At 56.0% G+C, this 14,719-nt stretch carries 14 protein-coding genes; 1 reads left to right on the top strand and 13 read right to left on the bottom strand.

The features are described from left to right. Window positions 1-28: 28 nt before the first annotated feature. Window positions 29-1,414 (bottom strand): DNA repair protein RadA, encoded by a 1,386-nt coding sequence (gene radA, locus OC597_RS12665; protein WP_012005120.1) that lies wholly within the window; start codon window positions 1,412-1,414, stop codon window positions 29-31. Window positions 1,415-1,477: 63 nt separating this feature from the next. Then, entirely contained in the window at window positions 1,478-2,455 is a 978-nt protein-coding gene (serB, locus tag OC597_RS12670; protein ID WP_262208930.1) for a phosphoserine phosphatase, read from the bottom strand. A gap of 103 nt (window positions 2,456-2,558) precedes the next feature. Between serB and OC597_RS12675 the strand changes: the two genes are divergently transcribed. Then, window positions 2,559-3,251 (top strand): YtjB family periplasmic protein, encoded by a 693-nt coding sequence (locus OC597_RS12675; protein WP_099063150.1) that lies wholly within the window; start codon window positions 2,559-2,561, stop codon window positions 3,249-3,251. Between the two features lie 151 nt (window positions 3,252-3,402). On the opposite strand, the gene deoD is transcribed toward OC597_RS12675, so the two are convergent. From deoD to prfC, 11 genes are all read right to left on the bottom strand, one after another. After that, window positions 3,403-4,134 (bottom strand): purine-nucleoside phosphorylase, encoded by a 732-nt coding sequence (gene deoD, locus OC597_RS12680; RefSeq protein WP_012005116.1) that lies wholly within the window; start codon window positions 4,132-4,134, stop codon window positions 3,403-3,405. Between the two features lie 71 nt (window positions 4,135-4,205). After that, on the bottom strand, window positions 4,206-5,429 hold the full coding sequence (gene deoB, locus OC597_RS12685) for a phosphopentomutase (RefSeq protein ID WP_261285558.1): 1,224 nt from the start codon (window positions 5,427-5,429) through the stop codon (window positions 4,206-4,208). 69 nt (window positions 5,430-5,498) lie between these two features. Then, window positions 5,499-6,821: a thymidine phosphorylase gene (deoA, locus tag OC597_RS12690; protein WP_099063152.1), complete on the bottom strand. Its 1,323-nt coding sequence runs from the start codon at window positions 6,819-6,821 to the stop codon at window positions 5,499-5,501. Window positions 6,822-6,890: 69 nt separating this feature from the next. Further along, window positions 6,891-7,670, bottom strand: a complete 780-nt coding sequence (gene deoC / locus OC597_RS12695) for a deoxyribose-phosphate aldolase (RefSeq protein WP_262208933.1) — start codon at window positions 7,668-7,670, stop codon at window positions 6,891-6,893. A gap of 372 nt (window positions 7,671-8,042) precedes the next feature. Beyond that, window positions 8,043-9,320: a NupC/NupG family nucleoside CNT transporter gene (locus tag OC597_RS12700; RefSeq protein WP_099063154.1), complete on the bottom strand. Its 1,278-nt coding sequence runs from the start codon at window positions 9,318-9,320 to the stop codon at window positions 8,043-8,045. Window positions 9,321-9,510: 190 nt separating this feature from the next. Then, window positions 9,511-10,293, bottom strand: a complete 783-nt coding sequence (locus tag OC597_RS12705) for a TatD family hydrolase (protein ID WP_261463238.1) — start codon at window positions 10,291-10,293, stop codon at window positions 9,511-9,513. Next, window positions 10,290-11,411, bottom strand: a complete 1,122-nt coding sequence (locus tag OC597_RS12710) for a patatin-like phospholipase family protein (protein ID WP_261257201.1) — start codon at window positions 11,409-11,411, stop codon at window positions 10,290-10,292. The genes OC597_RS12705 and OC597_RS12710 overlap by 4 nt, the downstream gene beginning before the upstream one ends. A 10-nt stretch (window positions 11,412-11,421) precedes the next feature. Then, window positions 11,422-11,607, bottom strand: coding sequence for a CsbD family protein (locus OC597_RS12715; protein WP_099063157.1), 186 nt, complete (start codon window positions 11,605-11,607; stop codon window positions 11,422-11,424). Window positions 11,608-11,665: 58 nt separating this feature from the next. Further along, a complete protein-coding gene (locus tag OC597_RS12720) occupies window positions 11,666-11,827 on the bottom strand; it encodes a DUF1328 domain-containing protein (RefSeq protein WP_004955572.1) in 162 nt (53 codons plus the stop codon). A gap of 157 nt (window positions 11,828-11,984) precedes the next feature. Then, window positions 11,985-12,599 carry a molecular chaperone OsmY gene (gene osmY, locus OC597_RS12725; protein ID WP_261285556.1) on the bottom strand — a complete coding sequence of 205 codons (615 nt, stop codon included), beginning with the start codon at window positions 12,597-12,599 and terminating at the stop codon, window positions 11,985-11,987. A 528-nt stretch (window positions 12,600-13,127) separates the two neighbouring features. After that, the gene (gene prfC / locus OC597_RS12730; RefSeq protein WP_261257198.1) at window positions 13,128-14,717 is read right to left on the bottom strand and encodes a peptide chain release factor 3; all 1,590 of its coding nucleotides are present in this window, start codon (window positions 14,715-14,717) and stop codon (window positions 13,128-13,130) included. Between the last annotated feature and the right edge of the window lie 2 nt (window positions 14,718-14,719).

The following is a 14,719-nucleotide window of genomic DNA, read 5'->3' on the forward strand; positions in this document are numbered from 1 at the left end:
ATAGCATAATCTGCACACCGCGTGGCAATTAATAAAACTGCTCCAGGACATCCAGCGCGTCTGCCAATTTCTTCACACCGAACACCTGCATGTTGGCCGGCGGTTTTTTCGGTACGTTGGCATGTGGCACGATGGCTCGCTTGAAACCGTGTTTCGCCGCTTCGGAAATACGTTCCTGACCGCTGGGTACCGGGCGGATCTCTCCTGCCAGCCCCACTTCGCCAAACACCACCAAATCGTTTGGCAGCGGACGATCGCGCAGGCTGGACACCAGTGACATCAATAATGCCAGATCGGCGCTGGTTTCACTGACTTTTACCCCACCAACCACGTTGACGAACACGTCCTGATCGGACATCTGCAGCCCGCCGTGACGGTGCAGCACCGCCAGCAGGATCGCCAATCGGTTTTGTTCCAGGCCAACGGCTACACGACGAGGGTTGGACATCATCGAATGATCCACCAGTGCCTGGATCTCCACCAGCAACGGCCGCGTGCCTTCCCAGACCACCATCACCGAACTGCCGGAGGTCACCTCATCGCCACGGCTGAGGAAGATGGCCGACGGGTTGCTGACCTCGCGCAGGCCCTGCTCAGTCATGGCGAAAACGCCCAATTCATTCACCGCGCCAAAGCGGTTTTTGTGGCTGCGCAGGGTACGAAAACGCGAATCGGCGTCGCCATCCAGCAGCACCGAGCAGTCGATACAGTGCTCCAAAACTTTCGGCCCGGCCAGCGAGCCGTCTTTGGTGACGTGTCCCACCATCACAATCGCTACGCCGCGCGTCTTGGCGAAGCGCGTCAGATAGGCGGCAGTTTCACGCACCTGCGCCACGCTGCCCGGTGACGACTGGATATCCGCCATGTGCATCACCTGGATGGAGTCGATCACCATCAGTTTCGGCTGTTCCTGCTCGGCAATCAGGCAGATCTGCTCGATACTGGTTTCCGACAGCATATTCAGGCCGCCGGTCGGCAAGCCGAGGCGGTGGGCGCGCATCGCCACCTGTTGCAGTGATTCTTCACCGGTGACGTACAGGGTTTTCATCTGCTCGGACAGCTTGCACAGCACCTGCAGCAACAGCGTACTCTTGCCGGCGCCAGGGTTACCACCGATCAGGATCGCACTGCCCGGCACCACACCGCCACCCAGCACCCGATCAAACTCGAGGAAGCCGGTGGAGAATCGCGGCAGCTCGTCCAGGCTGATGTCCGACAGCTTTTGCACCTTGCTGATACCGGCATCACCGGCGTAGCCGCTAAGACGCTCATTGCGAGAGGAGGAAGACACCGCAGCAAGGCGCACTTCTGTAATGCTGTTCCAGGCGTGGCAAGCGCTGCACTGCCCCTGCCAGCGCGGATAATCGGCCCCGCACTCATTACATACAAACGCCCGTTTTGCTGCTTTTGCCACGTATTACCTCTGTTTTTTTACCCCATTGTCGCTGACTGGCAGTATCGCCGGATCAGGCCAACGTTAGCGAACTTCGTGTTTCAGGCTGCCGGTCAGTACACACAGCACGCCAATCAGGTCAGCATGGCGAATCGACACCTGTGCCTTCTCATAGACTTTCGGTTTGGCGTGATAGGCAATGCCCAACCCGGCAACCTGCATCATTTTCAAATCGTTGGCACCGTCGCCGATAGCCACGGTTTGTTGCAGCGGGATACCCCGCTTTTCCGCCAGAGCAACCAGCGTATCGGCTTTGAACTGTGCGTCGACTATCGACCCCAGCACTTCACCGGTCAGTTTGCCGTCGCGAATTTCCAGTTCGTTGGCCGCCACCGCCACCAGCTTCAGTTTGTCGCGCAGGTACTCGGCATAATAGGTGAAACCGCCGGACGCGATCGCCACGTGCCAGTCCATCGCCTGCAGCTTGCGCACCAGGTTGATCAGCCCAGGCATCAGCGGCAACTCATCGCGCACCTGCTTGAGGATATTGGCATCGGCACCTTTCAGCGTGCCCACGCGCTGGCGCAGGCTGGCGGTAAAGTCCAGTTCGCCGCGCATCGCACGTTCAGTGACTTCAGACACCTGTTCACCGACGCCCGCCAGTTTGGCGATCTCGTCAATGCATTCAATCTCAATCGCGGTAGAGTCCATATCCATCACCAGCAGCCCGGGGGTACGCAGATGAGGGATTTTGCCGAGCGGTGCCACATCCAGCCCGCCCTCCGCCGCCAACAGCTTGGCACGCGCCGTCAGGGTACCAGCCAGACGCACCACCTGATAATCCTCAACACACCAGGCGGTAACAATCACCATCGCCGCCCCCAGCTTGCGCTGGAAATCGGTAATGCGCGTTTTGTTCAGTTCTCTGCCATATAATAGCCAACCGGTATGACCCGCCCGATAATCCAGCGGCATCACTTCGTCACCGCTCAGCGAAAGGGGAAGACCCGGCCATTGAGAGATCTCTGCCGGGAGATCGCAATAGGTCAGACTATTCGACATCCTTAACTCCTGAAAAACACTGCATGATAAAACGACGCATCAAGCTATCCTATCGCCATTGCTTCTGGCAACATAAAGTCTCGAAGATGCCCAAGGAACCTGCATGGCTCGCGCTAAACTGAAATTTCGCCTGCACCGCACCGCTATTATCCTGATTTGCCTGGCTTTGCTGGTGCTGCTGATGCAGGGCGCGTCCTATTTTAGCCTGAGTCATCAACTGGCGCGATCCGAACAGGTGGAAGAACTGGCGCAAACGCTGACCAAACAGGTAGCCTCCAGCCTGGCACCGCTGATGGACGACGACAGCGACGTCGATAACCAGCGCATCGACGCCATCCTCAAACAGCTCACCGCGGGCAGTCGCATTCTGGACGCCAGCGTCTATCAGCTTGACGGCACGTTAGTTTCCCACGCCGGTGAACAGATAAGTATACGCGATCGTTTGTCGCTCGACGGTAAACGCGCCGGCAGCTACTTCAATCATCAACTTGTCGAGTCCATTCAGGGCAAAGACGGCCCGATCGGCTTTATCCGCATCACGCTGGATACCCACGTGCTGGCGACCGAATCCAAACAGGTGGACAACACCACCAACCTGCTACGCCTGATGATCCTGCTGGCTCTGGCCATAGGCATTATTCTGGCGCGCACCTTGCTGCAACACCGCCGCAGCCGCTGGCAACAATCACCGTATCTGCTGACCGCCAATACGCCATTGGAAGAAGGTAACACGGTAGAAAATGACGATGATGACGATCGACCGCAAGAGAACAAAGAAGAAGAGAAGAAAATCTGATGATCACATGCTGATGAATGAATATTGAATAGATTGAATATCATTCAACTGGCTGAATCAAAAATAAAAACTGGCTTTTATTTTGCTGAAATGAATAGATTAGTGAATAGATAGGTACAGGGGCGCAGCAAGCTGCTGCGCCCGCTGGGCATTACTCTTTGTCGCCCAACAGCACGGATTCCAGCGCGATAACGATCATTTCGTTAAAGGTGGTTTGACGCTCTGCTGCGGTGGTCGCTTCGTGACGCAGAATGTGGTCAGAAACGGTACAAATGGTCAGTGCCTTACAGCCAAACTCTTCGTACAGCTCTGCCGCCACGCCGTAGATACCGGCCGCTTCCATTTCCACACCCAGAATGCCGTACTTCTTCATTACCTGGAACATGTCTGGATCTGGCGTGTAGAACAGGTCAGCGGAGAAGATGTTGCCTACGCGCGCCGGGATACCCTGCGCTGCCGCTGCGTCTACCGCGTTACGCACCATGTCAAAGTCGGCGATAGCCGCATAGTCATGGTCTTTGAAACGCATGCGGTTCACTTTGGAATCGGTGCAAGCACCCATACCGATCACCACGTCACGCAGTTTGACATCGTCACGCACCGCGCCGCAGGAGCCCACGCGGATGATTTTCTTCACGCCGAATTCGGCAATCAGTTCACGCGCATAAATGGAGCAGGACGGGATACCCATACCGTGGCCCATTACGGAGATTTTGCGGCCTTTGTAAGTCCCGGTGAAGCCCAGCATGCCACGCACGTTGTTCACTTCCACCGCGCCTTCCAGGAAAGTTTCCGCGATGTATTTTGCACGCAGCGGATCGCCCGGCATCAGTACTACGTCAGCGAAATCACCCATTTCAGCATTAATATGCGGCGTAGCCATAATTGTCTTCCTTTAAATCGTCGTCATGAATAAAAAAATACGCCGGGCAACCGCCCGGCACTAACAAAGTCTTAGAACATCGATTTGCCGTAATCCATCGGCGACACACCAAAGTAACTGGCGATCGTCTGGCCGATGTCGGCGAAAGTTTCACGGTGGCCCAGCGAGCCCGGCTTCACTTTCGGGCCGTAAACCAATACCGGGATGTGTTCGCGGGTGTGGTCGGTACCCGGCCAGGTTGGGTCACAGCCGTGGTCAGCGGTGAAGATAATGATGTCTTCATCTTTAACCAGTTTCAGCAGTTCCGGCAGGCGGCGGTCGAACAGCTCCAGTGCGGCAGCATAGCCTGCCACGTCACGGCGGTGACCGTAAGAGGAGTCAAAATCAACGAAGTTGGTGAACACAATAGTGTTGTCGCCGGCTTTTTCCATTTCGATCAGGGTGGCGTCGAACAGCGCATCGATACCGGTAGCCTTGACCTTTTTGGTGATACCCACGTTGGCGTAGATGTCGGCGATTTTACCGATCGACACCACTTCACCGCCCTTCTCGTCCACCAGCTTTTTCAGCACGGTTGGCGCCGGTGGCTCTACAGCCAGGTCGTGACGGTTGCCGGTACGCTGGAAGTTGCCCGGCTTGTCGCCCAGGAATGGACGCGCGATCACGCGGCCAATGTTATAACCGCCTTCGGTCAACTCTTCGCGGGCGATTTCACACAGCTCATACAGACGGTCCAGGCCGAAGGTCTCTTCGTGACAGGCGATCTGGAATACCGAGTCGGCAGAGGTATAGAAAATCGGTTTGCCGGTTTTCATGTGCTCTTCGCCCAACTGGTCGAGGATCACCGTGCCGGAAGAGTGGCAGTTGCCGAGGTAACCCGGCAGATTGGCGCGCTCAACCAGTTTGTCCAGCAGCTCCTGCGGGAAGCTGTTGTGTTCGTCGCTGAAGTAGCCCCAGTCGAACAAGACCGGCACACCGGCAATTTCCCAGTGGCCTGACGGCGTATCTTTACCGGAAGAGAGTTCGCTGGCGTGTGCATAGGCGCCAATGATGTCCGCATTGCGATCCAGCCCTTGCGGGAAGGTACCGGTGGACTCTTCCGCCGCTTTGCCCAGGCCCAGACGGCTCAGGTTAGGCAGAGTCAACGGGCCCTGACGGCCAACGTTGGCTTCACCGCGCGCGCAAACCTCGGCAATGTGCCCCAGCGTATCGGAACCCTGATCGCCAAATTTTTCGGCATCTTCGCTTGCGCCAATACCGAATGAGTCTAATACCATAATAAATGTGCGTTTCATCATGCTCTCCTGCGTGTTCTCACGCTGTGGGCGACAGCGAAAACGCCGCTGCCGCTCCTGATTCGTTAATTATTCGGTGATGCGTTTGTAGACCACTGGCGTCACTTCCGGCGCTTTGTCACTCAGCACCATTGCACTGCGTACCGCTTCGGCCGCCTGCTGCCAGCTTTCTTCGTCGTTGGCGTGGATCACCGCCAGCGGTTGCTGGGTATCCACCTTGTCACCCAGGCGCGCCATGCCGGTCAGGCCGACGCTGTAGTCGATATTGTCGGTCGCGCGGCGACGACCGCCGCCCAACGATACCACCGCCATGCCCAGCGCACGGGTATCCATCGCGCTGATGATACCCTGTTTCTCGGCGTAAACCGGTTTGCTCAGGGTTGCGGCAGGCAAGTAGCTGTCGTAGCGCTCGACGAAATCGGTCGGGCCCTGTTGCGCCGCCACCATGCGACCAAACACTTCCGCCGCTTTACCATTGTCCAGCACCGCCTGCAGTTTGGCACGCGCATCGGCATCATCTTTCGCCAGACCGCCGGAAAGCAGCATTTCCACGCACAGAGCCATCGTTACTTCCAGCAGGCGCGGGTTACGGTATTCACCGGTCAGGAAACGCACCGCTTCGCGAACTTCAACTGCGTTACCGGCGCTGGAAGCCAGCACCTGGTTCATGTCAGTCAGCAGCGCGGTGGTTTTGCAGCCTGCACCGTTCGCCACACCGACAATCGCCTGCGCCAGATCGGCTGACAATGCGTAGGTTGGCATAAAGGCACCGGAACCGACTTTAACGTCCATCACCAAGGCATCCAGCCCTTCCGCCAGCTTCTTCGCCAGAATAGAGGCGGTGATCAGCGGGATAGAATCCACGGTGGCGGTGATATCACGGGTAGCATAGAAACGCTTGTCCGCCGGTGCCAGCGAACTGGTCTGGCCGATAATCGCCACGCCCACGTCCTGAATAATCTTACGGAAGGCATTGTCGTCCGGGAAAATATTAAAGCCCGGGATCGCCTCCAGTTTGTCCAGCGTACCGCCGGTATGTCCCAGGCCACGCCCGGAAATCATCGGCACATAGCCACCACAAGCCGCCACCATCGGGCCGAGCATCAGCGAAGTCACATCGCCCACGCCGCCGGTAGAATGTTTGTCGACCAGCGGTCCGTTCAGTGACAGACTTTTCCAGTCCAGCACGGTACCGGAATCACGCATCGCCATGGTGAGCGCCACGCGCTCCGGCATGGTCATATCGTGGAAATAAATGGTCATCGCCAATGCCGCGATCTGACCTTCGGAAACCACATTGTCACGGATCCCATTGATGAAAAAGCGGATTTCCGCTTCGCTCAACGGCTGACCGTCACGTTTTTTACGAATAATTTCTTGTGCCAGGAACAAGGCGTCCCCCTGTTTTAGCTAGTGTAGAGTACGGGCAGGCACCATTTCGCGCCTTACCGACGGAATAGATCAGTAACCGTTGCCAGACGTCTCGGCACTGTGGCCCAGCGTCGCCAACAGGCTGGCTAACAGACTGGAAACCCCGAAGCGGAAATGACGTGCATCGGCCCAGCCCTCACCCAGAATACGATCGGCAAGTTGCAGGTAATGCAGTGCATCTTCTGCCGTACGCACACCGCCGGCCGGCTTAAAGCCCACCGTTTTGGCGACGCCCAGATCGCGGATCACCGACATCATCAGCTCGGCGCTTTCCAGCGTCGCGTTGACCGGCACTTTACCGGTTGAGGTCTTGATAAAGTCCGCGCCGGCATTGATGGCAATTTCCGACGCCTTGCGGATCAGATTGGCCTGCTTCAGCTCACCGCTTTCGATGATCACTTTCAGCAGCACGTTGGCGGCCAGACAGGCCTGCTTGCACTGTTTTACCAGTTCAAAACCGACCTGCTCATTACCGGCGATCAATGCGCGGTAAGGGAATACCACGTCCACTTCATCGGCACCGTAAGCGATGGCCGCACGCGTTTCTGCCAGCGCAATCTCGATATCATCGTTGCCATGCGGGAAGTTGGTGACGGTCGCAATGCGGATGTCTGGCGTCCCCTGCTCGCGCAGGGCCTTGCGCGCCGCCGGGATAAAGCGCGGATAAATGCAGATGGCCGCGGTCTGTCCGGCCGGGCTGTTCGCCTGACGACACAACGCGATCACTTTCTCATCGGTGTCATCATCGTTCAGCGTGGTTAAATCCATTAGGGTCAGCGCACGTTGCGCTGCTGCGGTTAATTCGGTCATAAAACTCTCCAACTGAGAACCTGGGTGTTGGCGAGCGGACTTGGTTCCTTGAAGATAGCGCTGGGGAACGGGTTCCCTCATCGGCAACTGAGATCCTTCTCACCGCACATAACCCTCCGCCTCGCGCAGGGTCAGTAATAGCTATTTGAACACGATCGCCTGGGGTAATTCGCGCTCGCAGTCACACTATATGAAATAACACTGTAACAGACCGGAATTATATGTGAAGACCATCACAAAATAACGCGATATCGTTCACAAATCCGCTAAAGAAACGGGCAAAGACAGCGGGCACAGCATTCTGTGCCCGTGTTAGAAGTATAGGCGGTGTCCTGCAATAGAGCCTGTGCACTCTGCAGGACAGCCTCAGGCTTACAGCGCCAGGAAGAACCCGGCGATGGTCGCACTCATCAGGTTGGAGAGCGTACCCGCCGCTACGGCTTTCAGACCGAAACGTGCGATGTCGTGACGACGGTTCGGTGCCATGCTGCCCAGGCCACCGAGCAGGATCGCCACCGATGACAGGTTGGCAAAACCGCACAGGGCAAAGGAGATGATCGCCTTGGTATGCGCCGACAATACCTGCAACCCGTCTGCCGCAACCACGTCATCCGGACGCAGATAGGCGCCGAAGTTCATGTAGGCGACAAATTCATTCACGATAATTTTCTGGCCGATAAACGAACCGGCGGTCATCGCTTCATGCCAAGGCACGCCGATCAGGAAGGCAATCGGTGAGAATACCCAGCCGAGTATCAATTCCAGCGACAGTTGCGGGAAGTCGAACCAGCCGCCGATACCCCCGAGGATACCGTTCAACAGGGCGATCAATGCGATAAACGCCAGCAACATCGCGCCCACGTTCAACGCCAACTGCATACCGGAAGCCGCGCCTGAAGCCGCCGCATCGATCACGTTAGCCGGGCGATCTTCTTCCGCGATAAGCTTCGTCGCATCGTCTTTATCGTGGGTTTTTTCGGTTTCCGGCACCATCAGCTTGGCAAACAGCAAGCCACCCGGCGCAGCCATGAATGAAGCGGCAATCAGGTATTCCAGCGGTACGCCCATCTGGGCATAGCCCGCCAGCACCGAACCGGCCACCGAGGCCAGGCCGCCACACATGACGGTAAAGAGTTCAGACTGGGTCATGGTAGCGATATACGGACGCACTACCAGTGGGGCTTCGGTCTGGCCTACGAAGATATTAGCGGTAGCCGACAGGGATTCAGTACGCGAGGTACCCAACAGCTTTTGCACACCGCCGCCCAACACGCGGATCACCAGTTGCATGATGCCGAGGTAATAAAGCACGGCAATCAATGAGGAGAAGAACACGATCACCGGCAGAACGCGCAGCGCAAAAACGAAGCCGCCGCCGCCGAAAACTTCAAACATCTTGTCGGATACCAGACCGCCGAAGATAAATGAAATCCCCTGATTACCGTAGGCGATCACGTTCGCCACACCGGCCGACATGCCACCGAGAATGCTGCGGCCAACCGGGACATACAGCACCAGCGCGCCGATGGCTACCTGAAGAACGAATGCCCAGCCAACGGTGCGAAACCTGATCGCACGGCGGTTGCTGGAAAGCAGCACGGCAATGGCGATCAGCGCCGCCATGCCGACCAGGCTCATGATGAGTTGCATGCAAAGTATCCCTGTTGCGAAAAAGAAATGCAGCCCTATCCGGTTGTACCGCGAGGGTTGCTTATGAGTGATTTCGGAGTGCGATTATACGGAGCGGGGCAGCACCCGCACCGATTTATGTCACAAATATATACAACAGGAAGCAAATGAAAATCTTATAACGTGACACAAGTCACACTTATTGCGACATTTAACCTTCGAGGGTAAACAAGGCGTGAGTGTTGTGTTGCAGATGGGCGGCAATATCATCCGGGGATTCAGAGCGCAGTTGGCACAGCGTATGGAACACCTCAACGGCACGCTCGGGACGGTTGGCTTGCCCCTGATAACCAGCCAGCGGCATGTCAGGCGCATCGGTTTCCAGCAGCAACGAAGTCAGTGGTAACTGGGCCATCACATTACGGGTTTTCTGCGCCCGCTCATAGCTGATGGTGCCACCGACACCGATGTAATACCCCAGGCGAATAAACGCCTGCGCCTGCGAAAGGCTACCGGCAAAGCCGTGCACCACGCCCCGGCGCGGCACCTCGGCACGGCGCAGCATCGCCGCCAACTGATCGTGGCTGCGACGGGAATGCAAAATCACCGGCAGGTCGTATTGTTTGGCCAGCTTCAACTGGGCGTTTAACACCCGCTGCTGCCGCTCAAACTGCGGGTCTTCCATATACAGATCGAGGCCGATCTCCCCGACCGCCACCAGCTTCGGCGGTCGGCTGGCAAGAAACGCCGCCAACTGCTCCAGCTCCGGTTCATGGTGCCCGGCAATATACAGCGGGTGCAGCCCCAGAGCGGCAAACAGTGGCGGATACTCGCGCGCCAGCTTCAACACCCGCACAAAGCGATCGGCGGTTACCGTCGGCACGATAATCCTTCGCACACCCGCCTGTTCGGCCAACGCCAGGCTTTCACGCTCATGACCGCTAAACGGCGGGAAATCAAAATGGCAGTGGGTGTCGGTGAATTCGTGCATCACAGCAGGCCACCCTCACCCGGCGGTACATCGCCCGGCAAGATAATCTCCATCGCAGCCAGTTTGGCTTCCGTCTGGCTGGCAAGATCGCGCGGGTGACTGATATCGGTAATGATCGGTGAAGGCATGATGACGTTTTCCGGCTGGATCAAACGCCGTGACAGCGCCTTTTTCACCTTCATGCCGTCCAGTTTGTCCTGCTCTACCAGCCAATGGCCGACGGTCGCCAGGAAGTAACGCCCGCACTTACGGCCCAGGTGATAATCCTGATTGAGCGACGTGACGCGGCTCCCCAGAGCATTACTGGCCAACGGCTTCGGTGGGAAAATTTCGAAGATGCGCAACTTGCCGGGCGGCTTCTCAATAAACTGCTGAATACGGTGATAGCTTTGCTCATGGTGCTGCAGGATGCGTACCATCTGCTGCAGGCTGCTTTCACTCAGCCAATGCTCCATGCGCTTCATCCATTGCGGCGTGTAATACATCTGCGACGGCACGGTACGGATCACCACTATGGTATCCGCGCCACGGCGATAGGCCTCTTCAACCGGGATCGCATCGCTGATGCCGCCATCCTGATAGCTGATGCCGTCCAGCTCGACGCCCATACGGTAAAAACCGGGGATGGCACTGGAAGCCTTGAGGGCCGGCAACCAGCTTTCACGTTGCGCCGGCAGGTAGGTCGGTTCGAAGTCATCACTGCGGCAGGCACACATCAGGAATTCACGGCCATCAGCCAGCTGTTTTTCTGCCACATCCATCGCCAACGGGACCTGTTGCGAAGTGGTATCGAGCAGCCAGTCGAGATCAATCAGATGCCCACCGCGCACAAAGCGCAACGGGTTAAAGAATTCAGCGGAGGTGGTATAACGGGTGATCACCCGCCGCGCATAGCCCATCTGGCCACAAATAAAAGCCGAGAGGTTCTGTGCGCCGGCAGAGGTGCCGATCATCAGATCAAAAGGATTAAAGCGGGCACGCTGAAACTCGTCCAGCACGCCGGCGGTAAAAATGCCGCGCTGCCCGCCCCCTTCACATACCAGCGCCATTTTACCGGGCCGATAAGGTTTATACGCCAGCGGTTCGATATTGCCGAGCGTGATGGGTATTCTGTATCCCAACCCTGCATCCTCAGTGAGACGTTTTACCCGAGGATACCTTGTCTTGCTCTCTTCCGTAATCCTCTTGCAGTACACCAGAGAGGCAGTCATTACTTCCCATCAGCCAGATGCAGTCGCTGTCGGACCACTCCGCCAATGCCTGACACACCCGGCCCTTCAGCTGTTTCCAGCGTCCGAAGATGATGTCGCTGTTCATGACTGACCTCCCTGACGATGAGAAAAGGAATTAAGCTTTGTTACACTTTGAGAGAAAGCTAAGGACGTCGGCGGCCGGTAAACAGGCTGACCAGGAACAGAATGATCCCCACGACGAAGACGATTTTTGCTGCCCAGGCGGCGGTACCCGCCAGCGTCCCAAAACCTAACGCCGCAGCAATCAATGCGATGACTAAAAAGATAATGCCCCAACGAAACATAAGCTTCTCCTTACCATAGTGAAAAAACGCATCGCAATCCGTGCCCTTCTCGGGCGCTGCCAGATTGCAGGTCAGTTTCTTTTTTTGATGGTGCATCCCGGGTTAACCTTACGGCTAACCCGGGATTTGGTGCTTGTTGTTACGCGTACTAATAAATTTATGGCTTAACGACCAGGTCGTTCTTGACGCTTTTCACGCCATCGATAGCCTTGGCGATGCTCTCTGCACGCGCTGCCTGCGCCTGAGTTTTCACTTCACCGGAAAGCTGTACCACACCGTCGGTGGTTTCTACCTTCACGTTGCGTGAAGGCACGATGTCATCGGCCAACAGCTTGGCTTTCAGCTCGCTGGTGGTCGCGGTATCACCGGCATAAGCCTTCACCGACTGTTTGCTTTCGTCTTTCACGTGCAGCTTGTCGCTGACGGATTTGACGCCTTCTACTTTGCCGGCCACTTCAACCGCGTGCTCAGCCTGCGCCTGGCTAGCGACAAAACCACTCAGAGTGACGGTGCCTTTTTCGGTTTTCACCGAGATATCGGTGCTGGAGATGGTTTTGTCATCGACCAGCGCACTTTTAACTTTAGCCGTTGTTGCGCTGTCATCCATGTAGCCGTCAACTTTTTTCATGGAGCTATCGATTTTGGCACCCGCACTATCAGCAGCGCTCGATGCTTTATTGAGCATGGTCTCTTCAGCCAGTGCGCTGCCACTAACCAGAACGGAACCCAAAACAACAGCCATCAGTGATTGTGCAAATTTAGTATTTTTCATCGATCTCTTCCTTTGGTTGTGGATCCAAAATGATTGCGGATCCTTCAGCCGCCATAACGCGGCCCACTCAGTAATACTTCACGATTTCTATACGTTCAAACATTCACATTAAACGATTGTTGTCACATCAGGAGTATTGCAACGGCTGTGCCAATTTTAAAACACCCTTTAAAATCAATGACAAATAAAAAACAGCTTACTTTTCAGGCTAAAAACTGTCGCCTATTGACGACAATACTAATCAGTAAAATCAATGTTATCGCTATGTTATTGATTTACATGGCATCACACTGTCTCTAATTGGCAACAGTGCCGAATAACTCGCTGCCGTTATGACAAAATGCAGTGAATTACGCTTACCGGAACGATTATGCCCTGTTAAATATAGACCATGTGGCAGAAAACGCAGGTATTGCCGGACAAAGCCTGGCGGATTCAGAGGGGCTGAAAGGATGAAGGAGACTTATTAATTAGCAGAATGGGGGAAACAATATGACACAGGGCACCCTAAGGTGCCCTGTTGTTCTGTTAGTGCTCGCGCGTTTTGCGGAACACCACTTCAGGGTAGCGTTCCTGTGTGATGTTCAGGTTAACCATGGTTGGCGCGATGTAAGACAGATTGTCGCCACCGTCCAACGCCAGGTTAAGCTCACACTTGCGTTTGAACTCTTCAAACTTCTTCACGTCGCTGCATTCAACCCAACGGGCGGTCGAAACGTTGACCGACTCGTACAAGGCTTCCACGTTGTATTCGCTTTTCAGACGCGCAACCACCACTTCGAACTGCAGCACACCGACCGCACCGACGATCAAATCGTTGCTGGCGATCGGACGGAATACCTGCACCGCGCCTTCTTCGGACAGTTGCACCAGGCCTTTCAGCAGCTGTTTTTGCTTCAGCGGATCGCGCAGACGAATACGACGGAACAGCTCCGGTGCGAAGTTCGGAATACCGGTGAACTTCATGTCTTCACCCTGGGTGAAGGTATCGCCGATCTGAATGGTGCCGTGGTTGTGCAGACCAATAATATCGCCCGGGTAAGCTTCTTCCACGTGCGAACGGTCACCCGCCATAAAGGTCAGGGCGTCGGAGATCACCACGTCTTTGCCGGTGCGCACCTGGCGCAGCTTCATGCCTTTCTCATAGCGGCCGGAGACCACACGCATAAAGGCCACGCGGTCACGGTGTTTAGGATCCATGTTAGCCTGGATCTTGAACACAAAGCCGGTGAACTTCTCTTCCGCCGCCACCACTTCACGGGTGCTGCTTTTACGCGGCATCGGCGCCGGTGCCCAAGACACCAGACCGTCGAGCATGTGGTCCACGCCGAAGTTACCCAAAGCGGTACCGAAGAATACCGGCGTCAAATCACCGCTCAGGAAAGCTTCATGATCGAACTCATGAGAGGCGCCCTGCACAAGCTCCAGCTCTTCACGCAGCTGCGCGGCCAGATCTTCACCCACGGCGACGTCCAGCTCCGGGTTGTCCAACCCTTTGACAATACGCACTTCCTGAATGGTGTGGCCTTTACCGGTCTGATAAAGGTAGGTTTCATCCTTGTACAGATGATAAACCCCTTTAAACAGCTTGCCGCAGCCGATAGGCCAGGTGATCGGTGAGCAGGCGATTTTCAGCTCACGCTCAACTTCATCCATCACTTCCATCGGATCGCGAATATCGCGGTCCAGTTTGTTCATAAAGGTCAGGATCGGCGTATCGCGCAGACGGGTTACTTCCATCAGCTTGCGGGTACGATCCTCAACCCCTTTCGCGGCGTCGATCACCATCAAACAGCAGTCAACCGCAGTCAGGGTACGGTAAGTATCTTCGGAGAAGTCTTCGTGCCCCGGGGTGTCCAGCAGGTTAACCAGACATTCGCGGTACGGGAACTGCATCACCGAGGTGGTGATCGAGATCCCACGCTGCTTTTCCATCTCCATCCAGTCGGATTTGGCATGCTGTTTTGAGCCACGGCCCTTTACCGTACCGGCGGTCTGGATAGCCTGTCCGAATAACAGCACCTTTTCGGTAATGGTCGTTTTACCGGCATCGGGGTGCGAGATGATGGCGAAAGTTCTTCTTTTCGAGACTTCGCGGGCAAATTCACTAGGAGACATGT

It is taken from the genome of Serratia proteamaculans, from assembly GCF_946227095.1.
GTDB lineage: Bacteria > Pseudomonadota > Gammaproteobacteria > Enterobacterales > Enterobacteriaceae > Serratia > Serratia proteamaculans_E.

What these genes read in the sequence shown, in the direction of transcription:
- serB (WP_262208930.1), bottom strand. Translation starts at nt 2,455, where the DNA reads ATGTCGAATAGTCTGACCTATTGCGATCTCCCGGCAGAGATCTCTCAA.
- OC597_RS12675 (WP_099063150.1), top strand. Translation starts at nt 2,559, where the DNA reads ATGGCTCGCGCTAAACTGAAATTTCGCCTGCACCGCACCGCTATTATC.
- deoD (WP_012005116.1), bottom strand. Translation starts at nt 4,134, where the DNA reads ATGGCTACGCCGCATATTAATGCTGAAATGGGTGATTTCGCTGACGTA.
- deoB (WP_261285558.1), bottom strand. Translation starts at nt 5,429, where the DNA reads ATGAAACGCACATTTATTATGGTATTAGACTCATTCGGTATTGGCGCA.
- deoC (WP_262208933.1), bottom strand. Translation starts at nt 7,670, where the DNA reads ATGACCGAATTAACCGCAGCAGCGCAACGTGCGCTGACCCTAATGGAT.
- OC597_RS12700 (WP_099063154.1), bottom strand. Translation starts at nt 9,320, where the DNA reads ATGCAACTCATCATGAGCCTGGTCGGCATGGCGGCGCTGATCGCCATT.
- OC597_RS12715 (WP_099063157.1), bottom strand. Translation starts at nt 11,607, where the DNA reads ATGAACAGCGACATCATCTTCGGACGCTGGAAACAGCTGAAGGGCCGG.
- OC597_RS12720 (WP_004955572.1), bottom strand. Translation starts at nt 11,827, where the DNA reads ATGTTTCGTTGGGGCATTATCTTTTTAGTCATCGCATTGATTGCTGCG.
- osmY (WP_261285556.1), bottom strand. Translation starts at nt 12,599, where the DNA reads ATGAAAAATACTAAATTTGCACAATCACTGATGGCTGTTGTTTTGGGT.
- prfC (WP_261257198.1), bottom strand. Translation starts at nt 14,717, where the DNA reads ATGTCTCCTAGTGAATTTGCCCGCGAAGTCTCGAAAAGAAGAACTTTC.